Raw genomic sequence first — 19,798 nt, 5'->3', positions numbered from 1 at the left:
GGCTCTCGGGCAGACTGTTGAACCGGGCGCCTGGATTTCGCCGCGGGGAGGGGAGCATCCGATGAACAGCCTGTTCGACGACGGCGAGCTGGGGCTGGAGCCCGAGCTGCCGGCGGGGGCGCACCACGTTCCCGGCTTCCTGACGTTCGAGCAGCAGCGCTGGATCGTCGGGCAGTTCCACCGGTGGATCAGAGGTCCCGTGCCGATCCGGGCGGCCAAGGTCGGCGGACACGAGATGAGCGTGCAGACCGTGTGCCTGGGCTGGCACTGGCGGCCCTACGAGTACACGCGGGCGGCGGTCGACGTGAACGGCAACCGGGTCCTCGCCTTCCCCGACTGGATGGTGCGCCTGGGCAGGCGAGCGCTCGTGCGAGCGACCGGCCAACCGCGCGCGGGCGAGGACTACACGCCGGACACCGCGCTGGTGAACTACTACGCCGAAGCCGCGCGGATGGGTATGCACCAGGACAAGGACGAACGCTCCCGGGCTCCGGTGGTGTCGCTGTCGATCGGTGACACCTGCACGTTCCGCTTCGGCAACACCGAGACCCGGAACCGCCCGTACCAGGACGCCGAACTCGCCTCCGGTGATCTGTTCGTCTTCGGCGGACCGTCCCGCCTCGCCTACCACGGCGTGCCGAAGGTCCACCCCGGGACGGCACCCGCGGGCTGCGGCCTCGACACCGGCCGCATCAACATCACCATGCGAGTCACGGGTCTGACCGGTTGATCGTCCCGCCGCGATCGCAGCGGGACGAGACCGGCCGCGTCAGGCGCGAGCCAGGCGCAGCGCCGAGATGAGGAAGAAGGCGCCGCCGAGGGTCGCGTAGCCGGCGATGCTCGCCAGGGACGGGTTCGGCACGGACGCCATGCCGATGAACGACGCTCCGGCCACGGCGGAGATGCTGCCGCTGAGGATCATCGGAAGCTGCCCGCCCATCCTGCGGCGGCTGATGGCCACGGCCAGCTGGACGAGTCCAGAGACGATCGCCCACGCACCCCACGCCCGCAGCACCATCGGCGCGCCGGAAGCGGAGGCTGCGGCCACGCCCGCGGTGGCGAGGAGGCTGATCGCGACGTTGACCCGCAGGCCCAGAGCCGATCCGCCGGAACCCGACGACCGGGCGTCCACGATCGCGGCCGCGACGTCGAACAGCGGGTAGAGGACGAGCAGCGAGATGCTCACGGGTCCAAGCGCTGACCCGGTGAGCAACAGCAGCGCGGCCCAGGCCAGGGCGAATCCGAACCGCGCGAAGTAGAGGCGGCGCAGCGCGGGCGCGTTTCCGGAGGTGGTGGAGGTGGGCCGGTCAACGGTGGTCATGGTGATCCTCTCGGAAGGGCGCGACCGCGCAGAAGAAAGAACGTTCGTTCTCTCCGTGGAAGACTGGCCCGGTGGCGCGGTATTGACAAGAACGAACGTTCTCCCTCGCGGATGAGGTGCGGGCCCGTTCCCGGCGGGGAACGGCTGCCGGGGACGCGGCAGGAAGTGGGTGAGGAGTTGTCCGAGGCGCGGAACCGGCTGCTGGAGATGGTGAGCCGGCTTTTCTACACCGAGGGGCTGCACTCCGTCGGGGTCGATCGGATCGTCTCCGAGGCCTCGGTGACCCGGGCGACGCTGTACCGGCACTTCTCGGGCAAGGACGACCTGGTCGTCGCCTACCTGGCCGAAGCCGACGGCGCGATGCGCGCGCGCACCGCCGAGGTCCGGGACCGAGGCGGGTCGCCCAGGGCGATCGTGCGCGGGGTCGCGAAGTCGATCGCCGATGACATCCGGTCCTCGGGGTTCCGGGGATGCGCGTTCCTCAACGCCGCGGCGGAGTACCCCGATCCTTCCCACCCGGTGCACCTCGCCGTCGTCGAGCACCGGCAGTGGTTCCTGCGTACCGTCACCGAGCTCCTGGCCGAGACCGGCGAGTCGGACCCCGAACCGGCGGCGAGGCACTTCGTCATGCTCCGCGACGGCGCGATGGCCGCCGGATGCCTCACCGACCCGGATCCCGTCTGCGACACCTTCCTCCTCGGCGTGGAAGGCCTTCTGAAGTACCGGGATTCACCGGTCTCGACCTGATCCACCACATCGGTCGGGGGTGAGCGCCGGTCGCGCCGCGCGACGTCCTGCTCGTCGCGGAGGCAGGCCCGGCGTCCCGTGCGCCGGCGACCGGAGCCCGTGGTGCCAGGGAAGCCCCTAAATCAGCGCGCGCGGGCTCGGCATGGGGCGCCGGAGCGCGCATCATCGAGTCGATCGCGGCCGGATGATCGCGCTCGCGGAGTTCTCGAGTTCTGCCAATTCACGAGAGCGCCGCAAAAAGGCGATCGGTGTTTCTCGGGCGCTGAATTGATCGAGGCGGCGGGTTGTCACGGCGAGGCAACGATTCGCCGCATCGCGAAAAAACATTGAACCCAATAAGGGACCCTTATGATCGAAGCGGATTATATGGTAATTCTGTGAATTATGGGAAATTGCGGTCGCTCAGATGAGCGTGAACGGCGATCGGCTCATTTGAGCAATTGCGGAGGGTGTTCGGAGTTGTCCGCGTTGCGCTCACGGAATGCGTCCGACTAAATGCTCTCCGTGGAGTCCGGCCCTGTGGGGCCTGCGCTGCACGCGTGCGCCGTCCTCCCCCTCCGGGCGCTGGTCCGAATGACCCAAGGTGGGGAGCCCGTGAGGTGTACTCACGTTCTGTTCTCGCTGGTCACGAGATCGGCTTTCCCCATCGTCCGGCGGGTGTCCGAACTGTCCGATGAGGGAACCACAACATTAGGCGGCCGGCTCCTCGCCACGTTGACCTCATAAGAGCGCGCTTCATACGATCGGTGGTGTCTCCGTGCGGGGACAAACAGATCTTCCCGGCAGTCGGGATTCCTCGGGATTCGAGAGAGGTACACCGTCAATGCCCACTGTTACCGCTGATTCTCGCCTCTTCGACAAAGCGTGCGGCGAAGAATTGAAAAATGACATCGCAGACGTGGACGTGTTCCAGTCGCTGCTGGAGCGATCGGGCCTTCACCTGGCGAGCGTGGATCTGCGGATGCGGATCACCCAGGCCAACGACGCGTTCGTCGAACAATTCGGTCAGCACCCGGAGTCGGTGGTGGGGCGCAGCCTCAACGAGCTGCTCCACCCCGGCGTGCGGGAGCCGATCAGCCGGAGCTTCGAGCGGCTGCTCGAAGGCCGGAGCCAGCGCTTCACCGAGTACTTCGTGGGCGTCGGGCCGGAGCAGGCCGCCTTCACCGGTGAGATCACCGGGATCGCGGTGCGCGGCTCGTCCTCGGGTGAGCTGACGCAGTTCGTCGTCCTGCTCTCCCCGGAGCGGAGCAACCGGGCCAACGTGGTCGTGGCGGACCGCAAGCGCGTCCTGTCCGAGCTCAACGCCCGGATCCTCGAAGGCATCGCCACCGGCGAATCGACGGTGCGGCTGGCGTCCCGGCTGTTCCTGAGCCGGCAGGGCGTCGAGTACCACGTCGGCGCGATGCTCAAGAAGCTCAAGGCGCCCAACCGCGCCGCGCTGGTCTCCCGTGCCTACAGCCTCGGCTTGCTCAGCGTGGGGAGCTGGCCTCCGCGCGTGCCGCGGGATTACGTGAAGTAAGCGGGATGCGGCCACGACCGTCCGATGTGGACGACGTGGGCGGACCGGCCCGATGCCGGACCGCGAACGCCGCTACCGCAGGGGAACTAGGGAATCCGCTAGTTTCCGGAGTTGATCAGTGCTTGCGCTCCCGTGGTGGCCGGTGGTGGACTGCCCTCGTCTACCGGCGGATGCACCCCGTGAGCGCGGCTGGGAATCCCTGGTCAGGACGTGTGAGTCGGGGTGAGTTGGGATGCGCGGTGACCAAGAGTGCATCGCGGACCGGAACCAGCCCTTGGCCGGCCGGTCCCGTGAGCGCGCCGTGCTCGCCGCGAGCCTCGCGGACGCCCGTTCCGGCCGCGCCCGTTGCGTCGTCGTCCGAGGACCGGGCGGAGTCGGCAAGACCCGGCTGCTGAGCGAGGTCACGCGGCACGAGCAGGCGCGCACCTGCACCGTCCTGCACGTGAGCTGCCCGGATGTCACCTCCCCGCTCCGCTACGACGCGGTGCGGGCGCTCTTCGAACCGCTGGAGCTCGGCGCCGACGACGTCTCCGACTCCGTGGTCCGAGTGCTCTTCCCGGGGCGGCGAGCCGGGGCCCAGCACGGCAACGACCACGAAACGCTGTCCGGGTTGTGCAGCCTGGCGGCGAACCTCATGGACAGCGCTCCGCTGGTGCTCGTCGTCGACGACGCCCACCGGTGCGACGAGGGTTCGCTGCGCTGGCTGGACTTCCTGCTCCGGCGCGCAGCCGACCTGCCCCTGCTGATCCTGCTCGGCCACCGCTGCGACGAAGTCGACGACACCGCGCGCAGAGCGCTCGCCCGCATCATCGCCCAGCGCGCGGGCAGCGTGATCGAACTGGCGCCGCTGACGAGGGACGAGGTCGGCGAGGTCGTCGCGGCGGGGTTCTCCGCGCGGCCGGAGAGCTCGTTCGTCGACGCCTGCGCGCGAGCCTCCGGCGGCAACCCGTCGCTGCTGCGCCGGCTGCTCGACGACGTGCGCAACGCCGGGATCGGGCCCGACGCGACCGGAGTCCTCTCGGTCGAAGCCGCTGAGAAGGGCGTGCTGGCCGCTTCGGTGCTCAACCGGCTCGCCGGGCACCCGCGTCGGGTCCGCGACGTCGCCGCAGCGCTGGCGCTGCTCGGCCCGGGATCCGACCCGGAATCAGTTGCCGCGCTGGCCGGAGCGACCCGGTGGCAGGTCGGCGAAGCGCTCGACGTACTGCGCGACTGCGACATCGTCGCGGAGTCCGGGATGGACTTCGCGCACGAGCCGGTCCGCGACGCCGTGCTCGACGCGCTGCCGGTGTCCGAAGCGGACCGCCTGCGCGCGGCGCGCATCCTCAACGACGCCGGGCGGCCCGCCGTCGAGGTCGCCCAGCACCTTCTCGCGCTGGCGGAGTTGAACCAGCAGTGGATGGCCGGGGTCCTCCGCGACGCCGCGGCCCTGTCCGAGCAGCGGGGTGAGCTGGAGGTCGCCGTGCGGTACCTGCGGCGGGTCCTCGACGTCGAGACCTCCGACCCCCAGCGCGTCCGAGTCCGGGGCGACCTCGGCCGGGTGCTCGCGCAGCTCGACCCCTACGCGGCGCTGCCGATCATGCGCGAACTGCTGGACCGGGTCACCGACCCGGACGCCTACGTCTCGTTCGTCCTGAACTTCGCCATGACCGCCGTCACCGCGCAACGCCATCCGGAGGCGGTCCGGGTGCTGGCCGAGGTGCTGGCGATGCTCGCGGCCAGGGACCGGGGAGATGCCTCGCCCGCTCACCGCGAGCTGTGCTTGTCCCTCGAATCCATGCTGATGATCGTCGGCAGCGCCGAGAAGTCGACCTTCAGCATCGTGCGGGACCGCATCGAGCAACGCCCGCTGCCCACCGGCGGCACACCGGCGGAACGACGCACGCTCGCCGCCATCGCCTTCGTGCAATCGCTGCGCTGCGAGCCCTCCGAGCACGTGGTGACGCACGCGCGCACCGCCCTGAGCTTCCAGACCAGCGACGCCGACCCCTGGAGCGAGCGGTGCGCGCTGTTCGCCCTGCACCTGGCCGACGTCACCGACGACCTGCTGCCCGCTGCCCAGCGCTCGCTGGAACTGGTCGAGAGCATGGGCGCCAGCTGGGACTACTCGTACTCGCTGTCCTGCTACGCCCGGGTCCTGCTGCACTTCGGGAACGTCCGGGAAGCCGCCGAGCAGGCGCAGGCCGCTGCCAAGATCTGCTCGCAGACCCGCGGCGCGGATTCGACGTCAGCTCAGTTCACCGCCTGGGCGAGCGCGCTGGCCGAACTCGGGCAGGTCGAGCAGGCCGACGAGGTGCTCGGCCGGATCGACCGGGAGTGGTTCGAGGAAGCGACTCTCGAATGGCACTACTTCCTGCACGCCAGAGCCCGCGTGCGCTGGATCCGGGGTGACGCGACCGCCGCGCTCGACCTGCTGCTGCGATGCGGCCGGAGCATGACCGACGCGGGCATCCTCAACCCGGTCTTCGCGCCGTGGCGCACCGACGCGGCCTGGCTGCTGGTGAGCCTCGGACGTCGCTCGGAGGCCATCGAAATCGTCGAGCAGGACGCGGAAGCCGTGCACCGCTGGGACACCGCGCGAGCCGTCGGGCGGCACCTGATGGCGCGCGGAGCCGTCGCCGAGAACCCGTCGCGCGCGGTGGACTCGCTCACCGAGGCCGTCGAAGTCCTCTCCGGATCCCCCGCGTGGCTGGACGAGGCGCGGGCGCACCACCGGCTCGGAGAATTCTTGCTGCGCACCGACGACGTCCGGGGAGCCCGCAAGCACCTGCGCCGGTGCATCGACCTCGCCACGCTCTGCGGTTCGCGGCCCATCGCCGAGAGCGCGCGGGCACTCGTCGTCACCGCCGGAGGCAGGGTCGGACAGCCGCTGCGGTCGCCGGTCGACCTGCTCACCGGCAGCGAGCTGCGGGTGGCGACCATGGCCGCCGCCGGTGCCAGCAACCGGGCGATCGCCGAGGCGCTGTTCGTCACGCTGCGCACCGTCGAAGCACACCTGACCAACGCCTACCGGAAGTTGCGCGTGTCCAAGCGAGCAGAACTGGCCGCCGTGCTCGGCGGTTCCCGAACACGGCTCCAGCACGACGAGGACGAGGACGAAGCCACTTTCGCCGCAAGACCATGACGCCGAGCCAGGGGGGCGATGCAGATGACCGCGACGCACGTGCCGATCGGTTCCGCACCGGGTCTCGGGTGGCGCGGAACCGAGCCGCCGAGCCGGCAGCGCGTCACGACCCGGGCCGGGTCGCGTCCAGTGCTGCTGGAACGCGACCACGAGCTCGAACTCGTCGACCACGTCCTGGAAGCGGCCCGCGCCGGGAAGGGATCGTTGCTGTTCATCGGCGGCTCGCTCGGCATCGGGAAATCGGAGCTGCTCAACGCCTGCGCTCAGCGCGCTCGTTGGGCGGGCCTGCGCGTGCTGCGCGCGTCCTGCGCGGAGCAGGAGCGCGACTTCGAGTTCGGCGTCGTCCGGCAGCTCCTGGACCCCGCGCTGTTCTCGGCCGCCGACCAGCGCGAACCCGCGTCGGTGGCGCGGCACGACGTGCATCCCCTCATCGCGGAGATGAGCGTCGAGCAGCCGCTGCTGATCGTGGTCGACGACCTGCACGCGGCCGACACCGCCTCGCTGGCATGTCTGAGCTACCTCAGCCGGCGGGTGAGCCGACATCCGGTCGCGATCGCCGTGTCCGTGCTCGACGGCGATCCCGGTGCGGATCGCCTGCCGGTGCGCGAGATCCGGGAATCCGCGGCGCATTCCCCGCGCCCCGAACCGCTGTCGACCGCAGCGGTGCGCGCACTGGTCCGCGGGGAGCTCGGGGACGAGGCCGATGACGAGCTCGTGACGGCCTGCGCGGAGAGCTCGGCGGGCAACCCCCTGTTCCTCATGTCGATGGTGTCCGAGGTCAAGGCCACCGGGCGCTCGACCGGAGCCGTGAAGCGACCGGCCGGGTTGCGGGAGCGGCTGGTGTCCTGCCTGAGCAGCCAGCCCGCTGCGGTGCACCGGCTGATCCAGACCACGGCGGTGCTCGGGGAGAGCGCCGACACCGAACTGGTCGGCAGAGTCGCCGGGCTCGACGAGTGCCAGCACGTGCGGGCCGTGCGGGTGGTGCGGAGGCTCGGCCTGCTCAACTCCGAATCCTGCCTCGGGCCGGCGAGGTGGGTCGTGCGGGCCGCGGCCGAGGAGCTGACGGCGGGTGAGGACCTGGACGAAGTGCACCTGCGCGCGGCGAAGTGGCTCCACCAGCAGGGCCACGCGGCGAGGGAGATCGCCCGGTATCTCGTCGAGGTTGCCGCGCCGCTCGACGACTGGGCGCTGCGGGTGATCCGGGACGCCGTGCAGGACGAATTGGAGTGCGGGGCACCGGAAACCGCCGCGTCCTACCTGCGAAGAGCGCTCCTCGACAGCTCTCCCAGCGGCGAGGAGTGCGGGCGCATCCTGGTCGAACTCGCCACCGCGGAGCGGTCTTTCGACCCGTCGGCTTCGGTTCGTCACATCTCCCAGTCGGTGTCGATGCTCGATTCGGCCCACGATCGGGCGGAGGCGCTCTCGCGGCTGTCACCGATGGTGCTGGCCACCTCCCCGGCGCCCATCACCGAGATGATCCGGGAGGTATCAGGGGATTTCGGGGCGCAGCAGGAGCGCGCCCCGGGGGATCAGGCCCTGCGCCTGGAAGCCCGGCGTCGCTACCTCAGCATGGACGACCCATTGGGGCTCGCGGACAACGTCCGCCGGTTGCGGGCGCTCGGGCCGAACCCGCCCGTGAACACCGCGGCCGAGCGCGAACTCCTCGTAGTGCTGCTGTACGCGGCCACGGTCGCCTCGGAGATTGGGGCGGCCGAGTTGGCCCGCCTGGCGCACCGCGTCATCGAACGCGAACCCGCCCAGCCCGGCCACGTCCACACGGGACTCGCGCTGCTGGCCAACGTCCTCGTCGGCACCGACGCCCCGGGGAAGCTGGCGTCGTGGCTCGACCGCGCCAGGGAGCAGCAGAGCCAAGGTGACGTCGTGGCGCGGACCTTGCTGTGCACCGAGACAGGGCTCGTGCTCATGTCCACCGGGAAGCTGGACGACGCGCTGGCGGTCACCCGCGAGGCGATCGACCTGGGTGGTCTGGGCTGGGACCACGGCAATTCCGCGACGCTGCTCACCGTCGCCTTCCTCGCGCTGGAGACCGCGGACCGCGATCTGGTGCGCCGAGTGCTGGAAAGCGGTGGCGCCACCGGGAACAACGTGTGCGTCACGGCGGCGCTGCGCCTGCTGAAGGGCTCGGTCGCCACGGATCGCCGCGAACTCGGCCCCGAGCTCCAGCGGATCCTCGACCTCGGGCAGCAGCTGGACCGCTGGGGGATGCGCAACCCCGCGCTGTGCCCGTGGCGCAGCCTGGCCGCGATGATGCACCACCGGCTCGGCGACGTCGACGAAGCGCACAAGCTCATCGAGCAGGAGCTGGAGCTGGCGCAGAACTGGGGCGCGCACGTCGCGGTCGGACGAGCCCTGCGCAGCTACGCCGTGCTCAGCGAGAGCGGGAAGGACATCCGGCTGCTCCAGGGCGCGATCTCGGCGCTCAGCGAGTCCGCCAACCGGATCGAACTCGCCCGCGCGCACCTGCTGCTCGGCCGGCGGTTGCGCGCCGCGGGCCGGCCGGGAACGGAGAAGCACCTCCAGGAAGCGCGAGGCATCGCCATCGAGTGCGGCGTCCAGCGGTTGATCGACCGCACCACCGCCGAACTGGGCGAGCAGGGATCGGTGACGTCGTCGAGGGCGGGCCTGCTGACACCGTCCGAACGCCAGGTGGCCGTGCTGGCCCGCACCGGTCGCACGAACGAGGAGATCGCGCGCGAAGCGCGCATCACCTCCCGCACCGTCGAGAAGCACCTGACGAAGATCTACCGGAAACTGGGCGTCGCGGGCAGGGCGGAGCTCGCCGACGCGCTCGGCGCCCCCGCAGAACCCGGTTTCGGGCTGAAACCGGCGCAACCCCGTCGCATCACCGAGTGATACGACCCGCTGAGAGGAGTCCCTTGACCGCACGCGCGGAAACCCACGAGTTCCAGGCGGAAACGCAGCAGCTTCTGCAGCTGGTGGTGCATTCGATCTACTCCAACAAGGACGTGTTCCTGCGCGAGCTGATCTCGAACGCAGCCGACGCCCTGGACAAGCTGCGATTGGCCTCGTTCGCCGACAAGGACCTCCAGGTCGACACCTCCGACCTGCACGTCGAGATCGCGGTCGACCCCGAGCAGCGCACCTTGACGGTGCGGGACAACGGCATCGGCATGTCGCGTGCGGAAGTGGTCGAGCTGATCGGCACCATCGCCAAGTCGGGCACGGCCGAGCTGCTGGCCAAGGTCCGCGAGTCCCAGGACTCCGCGGCGGAGCTCATCGGGCAGTTCGGCGTCGGCTTCTACTCCAGCTTCATGGTCGCCGACCGCGTCGACCTGGTGACCCGGCGCGCCGGGGAGGACGAGGCCACGCGCTGGGAGTCGGACGGCAACGGCACCTACACCGTCGAGACGGTGCTCGGTGCGGAGCAGGGAACGTCGGTGACGCTGCGGCTGAAACCCGAGGAGACCGACGACAACCTCTTCGACTACACCTCCGAGCACAAGATCCGCGAACTCGTCCGGCGGTACTCCGACTTCATCACCTGGCCGATCCGCATGGAGGTGGAGCGCGCCGACGACGACGGCGGAACCCGGCGCGAGACCGACACGCTCAACTCGATGAAGGCGCTGTGGGCGCGTCCTCGCGACGAGATCTCCGACGAGGAGTACGCGGAGTTCTACCAGCACATCAGCCGGGACCGGCGCGCACCGCTCGAAGTCGTCGCGGTCCAGGCCGAGGGGACCTTCGAGTACAAGGCGCTGCTGTTCATCCCCTCGCACGCACCGGGGGACCTCTTCGCCGAGGGCCACCGGCAAGGCGTGCAGCTCTACGTCAAGCGCGTGTTCGTGATGGACGAGTGCGAAGCGCTGGTCCCGCCCTACCTGCGCTTCATCAAGGGCGTCGTCGATGCTCAGGACCTGTCGCTCAACATCTCGCGGGAGATCCTGCAGCAGGACAGGCAGATCAACCTGATGCGCAGGCGGCTCACCAAGAAGGTGCTGTCGACGGTGAAGACGATGATGAGCGAGCACCCCGAGCGCTACGCCACGATGTGGCGCGAGTTCGGCGCCGTGCTCAAGGAAGGCATCCTCAGCGACCCCGACAACCGCGACACCATCGTGGAGATCGCCTCGTTCGCCTCCACCCACGACCCCGAGAAGCCGACCACGCTGCGCGAGTACGTCGAGCGCATGGGCGAGGACCAGCGCGACATCTACTACATGACCGGTGCGTCCCGCTCGGTCATCGAGAGTTCGCCGCACATGGAAGCTTTCCGGGCCAAGGGCTACGAGGTGCTGCTGCTGACCGATCCCGTCGACGAGGTGTGGGTCGACTCCGTTCCGGAGTTCGAGGGAACGCCGCTGCGGTCGATCGCGAAGGGCGAGCTGGACCTGGACGCCGACGGCGGCGAGGGCGGCGAGCCCGAGCAGCGCCAGGAGGAGTTCGCGGAGCTGCTGTCGTGGATGAGCGAGCTGCTGGCCGATCAGGTGAAGGAGGTCCGGCTGTCCTCGCGGCTGACGACCTCGCCGGCGTGCCTGGTCAGCGGTGCGCACGAGATGACGCCCACGATGGAGAAGCTCTACCGCGCGATGGGGCAGCAGCTGCCCGCGACCAAGCGCGTCCTGGAGATCAACCCTGGTCACGCGCTGGTTGAGGGCCTGCGCAAGGCCCGCGGTGATCGCGGGGACTCCGCGGAGCTCGCCGAGACCGTCGAGCTCCTGCACGGCACGGCGCTGCTCGCGGAAGGCGGTGAGCTCACCGATCCCGCGCGCTTCACGCGCCTGCTCGCCGACCACCTGGCCCGGGAGCTGTAGTGGGACCGAACCGCACCTCCGGGTCGGTGGTCCGGAGGTGCGGTTCGGGGATCAGGACGCGGTGCGAATGCCGGTCCAGCGGGCGCGGGCGACCACGCCGAGCAGGACACCCAGCACCACCGTCACCGCGGCGATCGGGGGGAAGGTCAGCAGGTTGGTGATGGTGGCGCCGACCATGACGGCCACGAGCCCGAGCGCGGCCGGTGCGGTCACCCTCGGTACGAGCAGGCCGATGGCGCCGGCGATCTCGCACGCGCCGGTGACGTACCGCAGCCACTGACCGACGCCGACGGCGTCGAACGTGGCCACCATCGTGGGGTCGCCGAGGAACTTCGGGACGGCCGCGGCGACGAACACCAGCGCCAGCACCACCTGCAGCACCCACAGGAGGGCGTTGCCGACCCGTCCGCTGCGCTTCTCAGCCACGTTGCCCCACCCCGATCGACTCCGCGGCCGCGAGCTCGGTCTCGATCTCGCGGTTGACCTCGGCCAGGTGCTCGGTGAGGAAGAAGTGGCCGCCGGGGAACACCCTGAGCCGGAAGTCGCCCTCGGTGTGCTGTTCCCAGGCCTGCGCTTCCTCCCGCGTCGTCTTCGGGTCCTCGTCGCCGGTCAGGACCACGAGGGGAGCGCGCACCTTCCGGTCCGGCTCGCTGCGGTAGGACTCGATGGCGCGGTAGTCGTTGCGGATGGCGCGCATCGCCATCCGCAGCAGCTCCTCGTCGCCGAAGATCGCCGTGTCGGTGCCGTTGAGCTTCTTGAGCTCGTCGATGACGCCGTTGTCGTCGCGCTTGTGCACCTCCTCGTCCCGGCGAGTCGCGGGTCCGCGCCTGCCGGAGGCGATCACCGAGCGCGGAGCGCGGGTTCCACGCTGTTCGAGTCGGTACGCGGTCTCGAAGGCCAGGGCCGCGCCCATGCTGTGGCCGAAGAAGACGGTGGGCTTGTCGCTGAGCGCGGCGATCTCATCGGCCAGCAGGTCGGCGAGCGTCCCGATGTCCTCGACGCACGGCTCGTGCCGCCGGTCCTGGCGGCCCGGGTACTGCAGGGAGACGACGTCGGTACCGGGGGAGAACCGCGGCGCCAACGGGTGGAAGAAGCTGGCCGAGCCGCCCGCGTGGGGGAAGCAGACGAGCCGCGTCGTGCTCGTCGTCGACGGCCGGTACCGGCGAATCCACTCCGTGGTCGCATCATCCTTGGTGGTGTTCAACTCGGTGGCCGATCCTTTCGGTCGCTGCCTTTCCAGCTACCAGTCAACCCCAGGAACCCCTCGCGAATCCCTAGTCTTCGGCTTCCCGCCCGGGCGCCCGACGTTCATCCCGCGACGGCCTGATGCGTGGATCAGGAGGCGTACATGCGGGAGTAGTGGCCGTTGGCGGCCAGGAGCTGCTGGTGGGTTCCTCGTTCGACGACGCGGCCCGAGTCCATCACCAGGATCATGTCCGCGTGGCGGATCGTGGAGAGGCGGTGGGCGATGACGAAGCTCGTGCGACCCGCCCGCAGCGAGGCCATCGCCTGCTGGATGAGGACTTCGGTGCGGGAGTCGACCGAGCTGGTCGCCTCGTCCAGGAGCAGGATCGACGGTTCCGCCAGGAACGCTCGGGCCAGCGTGATGAGCTGGCGCTCACCTGCGCTCACGGTGGAGGACTCGTCGTCCAGGACCGTGTCGTAGCCATCGGGCAGCGAGCGGACGAAGCGGTCCACGCACATGGCGCGGGCCGCGTTGACGACCTCCTGGCGGGTCGCGCCCGGGCGTCCGTAGGCGATGTTGTCGGCGATGGTGCCCGCGAACAGCCACGAGTCCTGCGAGACCAGGCCGATCCGCGAGCGGAGGTCTTCGCGGGCCATGTCGGCGACGTCGACGCCGTCCAGCAGGATGCTGCCGCGGTCCACCTCGTAGAAGCGCAGCAGCAGGTTGCCCAGCGTCGACTTGCCCGCGCCCGTCGGGCCGACGATGGCGATGAGCTCACCCGGCGACGCGCTCAACGACAGGTCCTCGATCAGCGGGGCGTCCGGCTTGTAGCGGAAGCACACCTGCCGGAAGTCGACCCGCCCGCGCACCCGCCTCGGGCGCACCGGCCTCGGCGGGGCGGGGCGCTGCTCGGGCTCGTCGAGGACCTCGAAAACCCGGCGCGCGGAGGCCATCCCCGACTGGAGCTGGGCGGAGAAGTTGGCCATGTCGATGATGGGCTGGGTGAACATGCTGGAGTACTGCATGAACGACTGCACGCTGCCGATCGACATCGAACCGCTGGCGACCTGCAGGGCGCCGACCACGGCCACCATCACGTAGTTCAGATCGGTGACGAACCGCGTGACCGGGCCGATCAGGCCGGACAGCGTCTGCGAGCGGGACGAGGCGAGGTAGAGCGCTTCGTTGTGCTCCTCGAAGGTGCGCTCGGCGAGTTCGCGGCGACCGAAGGCCACCACCGTCGAATGCCCCGTGTAGGTCTCCTCGACGTAGCCGTTGAGGGCGCCGGTGCGCTGCCACCGCTCGGCGAACCTCGGCCGTGCTCGCCTGCTGATCGCCAGCGCCGCCGCCGCGGCCACCAGCACGCTCACCAGCACCAGTCCCGCGAGCAGCGGCGAGAGCAGCACCATGACCGTCATGACGCCGACCACCGCGAAGATCGAGTTGACCATGTGACCGAGGGTCTGCTGCAGGGTTCGCTGGAGGTTGTCCACGTCGTTGGTGACCCGGCTCAGCACCTCGCCGCGCGACGTGCGGTCGAAGTAGCCCAGCGGCAGCCGGGTCAGCTTCGCGCTCACCCGCTCCCGCAGCGCGAACATGGCGTGCTGCGCGATGAACGCGACGACGCGCCCCTGCACCAGCATGCACAACCCGCTGGCGAGGTAGAGGGCGAGGATCACCATCAGCAGCTGGGCAAGCGCCTGGAAGTTCACGCCTTGGCCGGGGACGATGTCGGCGGTGCTGAGCACGTTGGCCAGAGCCTCGTCGCCCCTGGCGCGCATCCCGGCGATGACCTCCTCCTTGGACGCCCCCGCAGGCAGGCCGCGGCTGACCACTCCCGCGAAGGCCATGTCCGTGGCGTTGCCGACCAGCTTGGGGCCCGCGAGGTTGAACACCGTCGCTCCCGTGCCCAGCACCAGCACCAGCACGAGGCGGACCCGGTAGGGCCGCAGCATGGCCAGCAGCCGCACGATCGCGGACGAGGACGCGTCAGCTGCGGAGGCCATGCAGCACCCCCCGGATGGTTCGGTTGCCGCGACTCGGGATCTCCTGCGGAATGCCCTGGGAATAAGCGATTTCCTGGTAAGTCCTGTTGTAGTACAGCAGGTGCTCGTGGGTGCCGGCGCCGACCACGCGGCCCTGGTCGAGCACCACGATCCGATCGGCGTGCTGCACGGCGCTGAGCCGCTGCGCCACGACGATCATCGTCGCCCCCGGCACGTCGCGGGCCATCGCGGCCCGCAGCCGGGCCTCGGTCCTGCGGTCCAGCGCCGAGAAGCTGTCGTCGAGCAGGTAGATCTCCGGGCGCAGCACGAGCGCCCGGGCGATCGCGAGCCGCTGTCGTTGCCCGCCGGAGAAGTTCGAACCGCCCTGCGAGACCGGGGCGTCTAGCATCCCGGGCAGCCGCTCGACGAACTCCCCGGCCTGGGCGATGTCCAGGGCGTGCCACAGGTCGTGGTCGTGCGCGCCCGGAGAACCGTAGCGGAGGTTCGAGCCGATGGTGCCGCTGAACAGGTGCGGTTCCTGCGGAACGATGCCGATCACCCGGTGCAGCGAATCGGGGGAGAAGGACCGGACGTCGATCCCGTTGACGTGGACGCTGCCGCTCGTCGGGTCGAACAGCCGCAGCGCGAGGTTGAGCAGAGTCGTCTTGCCGCTGCCCGTGCTGCCGACGATCGCCACCGTCTGACCGCCCTCGGCGACCAGATCGATGTTGTGCAGAACCGGTTTCGGCGCACCCGGGTACTGGAACCCGGCGGCCTGGATCTCCAGGCGGCCGCGCCGGCGGGCGCCGTGGACCGGGTTCGGGTGCGTCGGCACGCTCGTCTCGACGTCCAGCACCTCCTGGACGCGCCGCACCGAGACGGCGGCGCGCGGCAGGTCGGCGAAGACGATGGTGGCCATGATGATCGCGGTGATGATCAGCGTCACGTAGCCCAGCAAGGCCGCGATCGAGCCGACCTGCGCCTGACCGGCGTCGATGCGGCCGGTGGCGAACCAGATGATCGGCAGCGTCGCGGTGTTCATGAGCACCATGACCACCACCGGGACCGTCGCCATCATGCGGCCGACCTTCAGCCCGACGCCGAACAACTCGGAGTTCGCCCCGCTGAACCGGGCGCGCTCGTGGTCGTCGCGGACGAACGCGCGGATGATGCGGATACCGGTGATCTGCTCGCGCAACAGCCGGTTGATGTTCTCGACGGCTCGCTGCATCCGGGCGTAGGTGGGGCTGATCCGCACCAGGATCACCGTCAGCCCGGTCACCAGAACCACGACCAAGGCCACGATGATCAGCGACAGCGACACGTCCTGCAGCAGCGCCATCACCACGCCGCCCACGCAGGTGATCACGGCGGCGACGGCGATGTCGAGCAGCGTGACGACCAGCGCCTGCACCTGCTGGACGTCGTTGACGGTGCGCGTGATCAGCGAGGGCGCCCCGAACCGCCCGACTTCGCGGGCCGAAACCCCCATGACGCGGCGGAAGACCCGGGAGCGCAGGTCCCGACCGAGCGCGGCCGACACGCGCGCGCCGACGGCCGCCGCCCCGCCCGCGGCCAGGATCTGCACCAGCGCGACCACCACCATGACGGTGCCCATGTAGCGGATGTAGTCCAGGTCGCCGCGCACGATGCCCCGGTCGACCACCAGCGAGAAGAAGGCCGGCTGCAGCAGCGTGGCCATCGTCTTCGCGATCTGCAGCACCAGCAGCAGCGCGAGCGCCCGCCGGTACGGCCGCAGATGGGTGTCCAAGAAGGCGATCAGCAAGCGGCACTCTCCGGTGGCGGTCAGTGGGCCGTCCGCCAGTCGACCTCAGCGCGAGCTCGAGAATCCCTAGACTTCGCGCCCCTCTCGCGCCCGCCCGCGAACGGCCGCTGGAGCCGGGCACCCGAAGAACTAGGGGTTTCTGAGCTGCTGTTGCACAACACTTCCCGGCGGGTCGTTCCTCCTGCGTGATCGCGTCCAGGCCGGTGGGCCAAAAGAAACGGGCGTCGTCGAGATGGGTTTGGTGGAGATGGACAACGAGCAGAAGCTCCGGGATTACCTGCGGCGGGCCAGTGCGGACCTCCAGCGGACCCGGCGGCGGTTGCGCGATGTGGAGGCCGCTGCGCAGGAACCCATCGCCATCGTCGGCATCGGCTGCCGCTACCCCGGAGGAGTCACCGGCCCGGAAGACCTGTGGCGGATGGTCGCCTTCGGCGAGCACGGCGTGGGGGAGTTCCCGGACGACCGCGGCTGGGACCCGGAGATGCTGGCGATGTCGGCCACCGACCGCGGCGGATTCCTCAGCGGCGCCGGGGACTTCGACGCCGACTTCTTCGGCATCTCGCCCCGCGAAGCGCTCGGCATGAACCCGCAGCAGCGCGTGGTGCTGGAGGTGACCTGGGAGGCGCTGGAGCGCTCCGGGATCGACCCGCACTCCATCAAGGGCACCGAGACAGCCGTGTTCGTCGGTGCCATGAACCAGGACTACCAGCTCGCGCCCGGCGAGGGCGGCGAGGGAACGGCTCTGCTGGGCAGCTCGCAGAGCGTCATTTCCGGCCGGATCGCCTACACCCTCGGGCTCGTCGGCCCGGCCGTCACGCTCGACACCGCGTGCTCGTCGTCGCTCGCGGCCATGCACATGGCCACGCACGCGCTGCGCAACGGCGAGTGCTCGATGGCGCTGGCCGGCGGCGTCACCGTCATGTCGAACCCGGCGACCTTCATCGAGTTCAGCCGCCAGGGCGGTCTGTCCTCCGACGGTCGCTGCCGCTCGTTCGCCGACAGCGCGGACGGGACCGGCTGGGCCGAGGGCGCCGGTGTGCTGGTGCTGGAGCGGTTGTCCGACGCGCAGCGCAACGGCCACGACGTCCTCGCGGTGCTGCGCGGATCCGCGGTCAACCAGGACGGCGCCTCCAACGGCCTCACCGCCCCCAACGGGCCCTCGCAGCAGCGCGTCATCCAGCAGGCGCTGGTCAACGCGCGGCTGACCGCCGACCAGATCGACGCCGTGGACGCGCACGGCACCGGAACCACCCTCGGCGATCCCGTCGAGGCCCAAGCCCTCCTGGCCACCTACGGCCGCAACCGCGACGAGCACCGGCCGCTGCTGCTCGGCTCGGTGAAGTCCAACATCAGCCACACGCAGGCCGCCGCCGGTGTTGCCGGCGTCATCAAGATGGTCATGGCGATGCGCAACGGGGTGGTGCCCCGGACGCTGCTGGTCGACGAGCCGTCCTCGCACGTCGACTGGTCCGCCGGTGCCGTGCGGCTGGTCACCGAGAACACCCCGTGGCCGGAGACCGGTGAACCGCGTCGCGCCGCGGTGTCCTCGTTCGGACTCAGCGGCACCAACGCCCACGCGATCATCGAGCAGGCGCCGGTCGTCGAGCCCGAGCCCGAACCCGAGCCGATCCCGGTGTCGACGGTGCCGGTGCTGGTGTCCGGCCGCACCCGCGCGGCGCTGCAGGAGCAGGCCGCGCGTCTGTCCACCGTGGAGGGTTCGCCGCTCGACGTCGCCTACTCGCTCGCGACCACGCGGTCGAGCTTCGAGCAGCGGGCCGTCGTGCTCGCCGACGACACCACCTCCTTGCGCACCGCGCTCGACGAGCTCGCGCGCGGCGAAGCGGGACCCCGCGTCGTGCACGGCGTCGCGCAGGGACGCGGGAAGCTCGCCCACCTGTTCACCGGGCAGGGCGCGCAGCACCCCGGCATGGGACGCGAGCTCCACGCGCGGTTCCCCGCCTTCGCTGAGGCGCTCGACGAGGTGCTCGACCACCTCGACCCCGCGGTCCGGGACGTGATGTGGGGCGAGGACCGCGATGCCCTGGCGCGCACGGAATTCGCCCAGCCAGCGCTGTTCGCGATCGAGGTCGCACTGCACCGGCTCGTCGAATCATGGGGGATCAAAGCCGATTTCGTCGCCGGGCACTCGATCGGCGAGATCAGCGCCGCGCACGTCGCGGGGGTCTTCTCGCTGGAGGACGCCGCGAAGCTCGTCACCGCGCGCGGCCGCCTCATCCAGGCGCTGCCGCCGGGCGGGGCGATGCTGGCCGTCACCGCGGCGGAAGCCGACGTGCTGCCGCACCTCACCGCCGAGACCTCGATCGCCGCGATCAACAGCCCCCACTCGCTCGTGGTCTCGGGCACCGAGGACGCGGTCGCCGCCATCGAGACCGCTTTCACCGCCGAAGGGCGCAAGACCAGCCGGTTGCACGTCTCGCACGCCTTCCACTCGCCGCTGGTGGAACCCGCGCTGGACGACTTCCGCGCGGTGCTGGCGGAGATCTCGATGGAAGCCCCGCAGATCCCGCTGGTGTCGACGGTGACCGGCGAGCAGGTGCGGTTGGAGCAGGTCACCTCCGCCGACTACTGGGTCGACCAGGTGCGCCGGACCGTGCGCTTCGCCGACGCCGTGCGCTGGATGCACGAGCACGGCGTCGCCACGTTCCTCGAACTCGGCCCGGACGGCGTGCTCTCGGCGATGGCGCAGGAGTGCGTGGACGCCGTCGCCGTGCCCGCGCTGCGGTCCGGCCGGCCGGAGGTCGACACCCTGACCGCCGCCCTGGCGGGCGTGCACGTGCGCGGCGTCGGGGTGAACTGGGCCGAGTGCTTCGCAGGAACGGGTGCCCGCCGCGTCGACCTGCCCACCTACGCCTTCCAGCGAAAGCGATTCTGGCCCAAGGGCGGCGCGTTCGGCTTCAACGACCCGAGGGCGGCCGGGCTCGGCAGCGCGCAGCACCCGCTGCTGTCGGCCGCCGTGTCGCTCGCCGACTCCGACGGGGTGCTGCTCACCGGGAGGCTGGCGCGGCAATCGCACCCGTGGCTGGTGGATCACGCGGTCAACGGCGCGGTGCTGCTGCCGGGCACCGCGTTCGTGGAACTCGCGATCCGCGCCGGTGACGAGGTCGGCTGCGATCGAGTCGACGAGCTCACCCTCACCGCGCCCCTGGTGCTGCCCGAGCGGGGCGGTGTGCAGGTGCAGCTGTGGATCGGCAAGCCCGACCCCGAGGGCCGGCGGTCGGTGACGATCTACTCGCGGCCCGAGAGCGAGGACGAGCAGCCGTGGACCCAGCACGCTGGCGGCACCCTGGCGGTGGGGGAGGCCGCGGGATCGTTCGAC

Annotated in this window: 12 protein-coding genes (1 of these 12 cut by a window edge); 7 read left to right on the top strand and 5 right to left on the bottom strand. The window is 70.4% G+C overall.

The genetic code is table 11. The features are described 5' to 3' along the window. The first annotated feature begins 61 nt into the window (after positions 1-61). Positions 62-730 (top strand): alpha-ketoglutarate-dependent dioxygenase AlkB family protein, encoded by a 669-nt coding sequence (locus ACYVF3_RS23445; protein ID WP_461156416.1) that lies wholly within the window; start codon positions 62-64, stop codon positions 728-730. Positions 731-769: 39 nt separating this feature from the next. Here ACYVF3_RS23445 and ACYVF3_RS23440 read toward each other — a convergent pair whose 3' ends face one another. Continuing rightward, on the bottom strand, positions 770-1,321 hold the full coding sequence (locus tag ACYVF3_RS23440) for a hypothetical protein (protein WP_461156415.1): 552 nt from the start codon (positions 1,319-1,321) through the stop codon (positions 770-772). 177 nt (positions 1,322-1,498) lie between these two features. Between ACYVF3_RS23440 and ACYVF3_RS23435 the strand changes: the two genes are divergently transcribed. From ACYVF3_RS23435 to htpG, 5 genes are all read left to right on the top strand, one after another. Next, positions 1,499-2,068 carry a TetR/AcrR family transcriptional regulator gene (locus ACYVF3_RS23435; RefSeq protein WP_461156414.1) on the top strand — a complete coding sequence of 190 codons (570 nt, stop codon included), beginning with the start codon at positions 1,499-1,501 and terminating at the stop codon, positions 2,066-2,068. A gap of 898 nt (positions 2,069-2,966) precedes the next feature. Next, positions 2,967-3,587: a PAS domain-containing protein gene (locus tag ACYVF3_RS23430; protein WP_461156413.1), complete on the top strand. Its 621-nt coding sequence runs from the start codon at positions 2,967-2,969 to the stop codon at positions 3,585-3,587. Between the two features lie 232 nt (positions 3,588-3,819). Then, positions 3,820-6,708 carry an AAA family ATPase gene (locus tag ACYVF3_RS23425; protein ID WP_461156412.1) on the top strand — a complete coding sequence of 963 codons (2,889 nt, stop codon included), beginning with the start codon at positions 3,820-3,822 and terminating at the stop codon, positions 6,706-6,708. A gap of 24 nt (positions 6,709-6,732) precedes the next feature. After that, complete coding sequence (locus ACYVF3_RS23420; RefSeq protein WP_461156411.1) at positions 6,733-9,582, top strand: helix-turn-helix transcriptional regulator; 2,850 nt, start codon at positions 6,733-6,735, stop codon at positions 9,580-9,582. 23 nt (positions 9,583-9,605) lie between these two features. Next, a complete protein-coding gene (htpG, locus tag ACYVF3_RS23415; RefSeq protein WP_461156410.1) occupies positions 9,606-11,504 on the top strand; it encodes a molecular chaperone HtpG in 1,899 nt (632 codons plus the stop codon). A gap of 51 nt (positions 11,505-11,555) precedes the next feature. Here htpG and ACYVF3_RS23410 read toward each other — a convergent pair whose 3' ends face one another. The 4 genes from ACYVF3_RS23410 to ACYVF3_RS23395 all read right to left on the bottom strand — a co-directional run bounded on the left by ACYVF3_RS23410 (position 11,556) and on the right by ACYVF3_RS23395 (position 16,461). Then, positions 11,556-11,930: a DoxX family protein gene (locus tag ACYVF3_RS23410; RefSeq protein WP_461156409.1), complete on the bottom strand. Its 375-nt coding sequence runs from the start codon at positions 11,928-11,930 to the stop codon at positions 11,556-11,558. Then, on the bottom strand, positions 11,923-12,708 hold the full coding sequence (locus ACYVF3_RS23405) for a thioesterase II family protein (protein ID WP_461156408.1): 786 nt from the start codon (positions 12,706-12,708) through the stop codon (positions 11,923-11,925). The genes ACYVF3_RS23410 and ACYVF3_RS23405 overlap by 8 nt, the downstream gene beginning before the upstream one ends. 131 nt (positions 12,709-12,839) lie before the next feature. Next, positions 12,840-14,696, bottom strand: a complete 1,857-nt coding sequence (locus ACYVF3_RS23400) for an ABC transporter ATP-binding protein (protein WP_461156407.1) — start codon at positions 14,694-14,696, stop codon at positions 12,840-12,842. After that, entirely contained in the window at positions 14,680-16,461 is a 1,782-nt protein-coding gene (locus ACYVF3_RS23395; RefSeq protein ID WP_461156406.1) for an ABC transporter ATP-binding protein, read from the bottom strand. The genes ACYVF3_RS23400 and ACYVF3_RS23395 overlap by 17 nt, the downstream gene beginning before the upstream one ends. A 232-nt stretch (positions 16,462-16,693) precedes the next feature. On the opposite strand from ACYVF3_RS23395, the gene ACYVF3_RS23390 reads away from it, so the two are divergent. Next, positions 16,694-19,798, top strand: partial view of a type I polyketide synthase gene (locus ACYVF3_RS23390; RefSeq protein ID WP_461156405.1) — the beginning only. It continues 23,979 nt past the right edge of the window; only the first 3,105 of its 27,084 coding nucleotides appear in the window; the start codon lies at positions 16,694-16,696; its stop codon lies beyond the right edge, outside the window.

The sequence above is a fragment of the Saccharopolyspora tripterygii genome, assembly GCF_054778355.1.
This window is presented reverse-complemented; position numbering and strand designations above follow the sequence as displayed.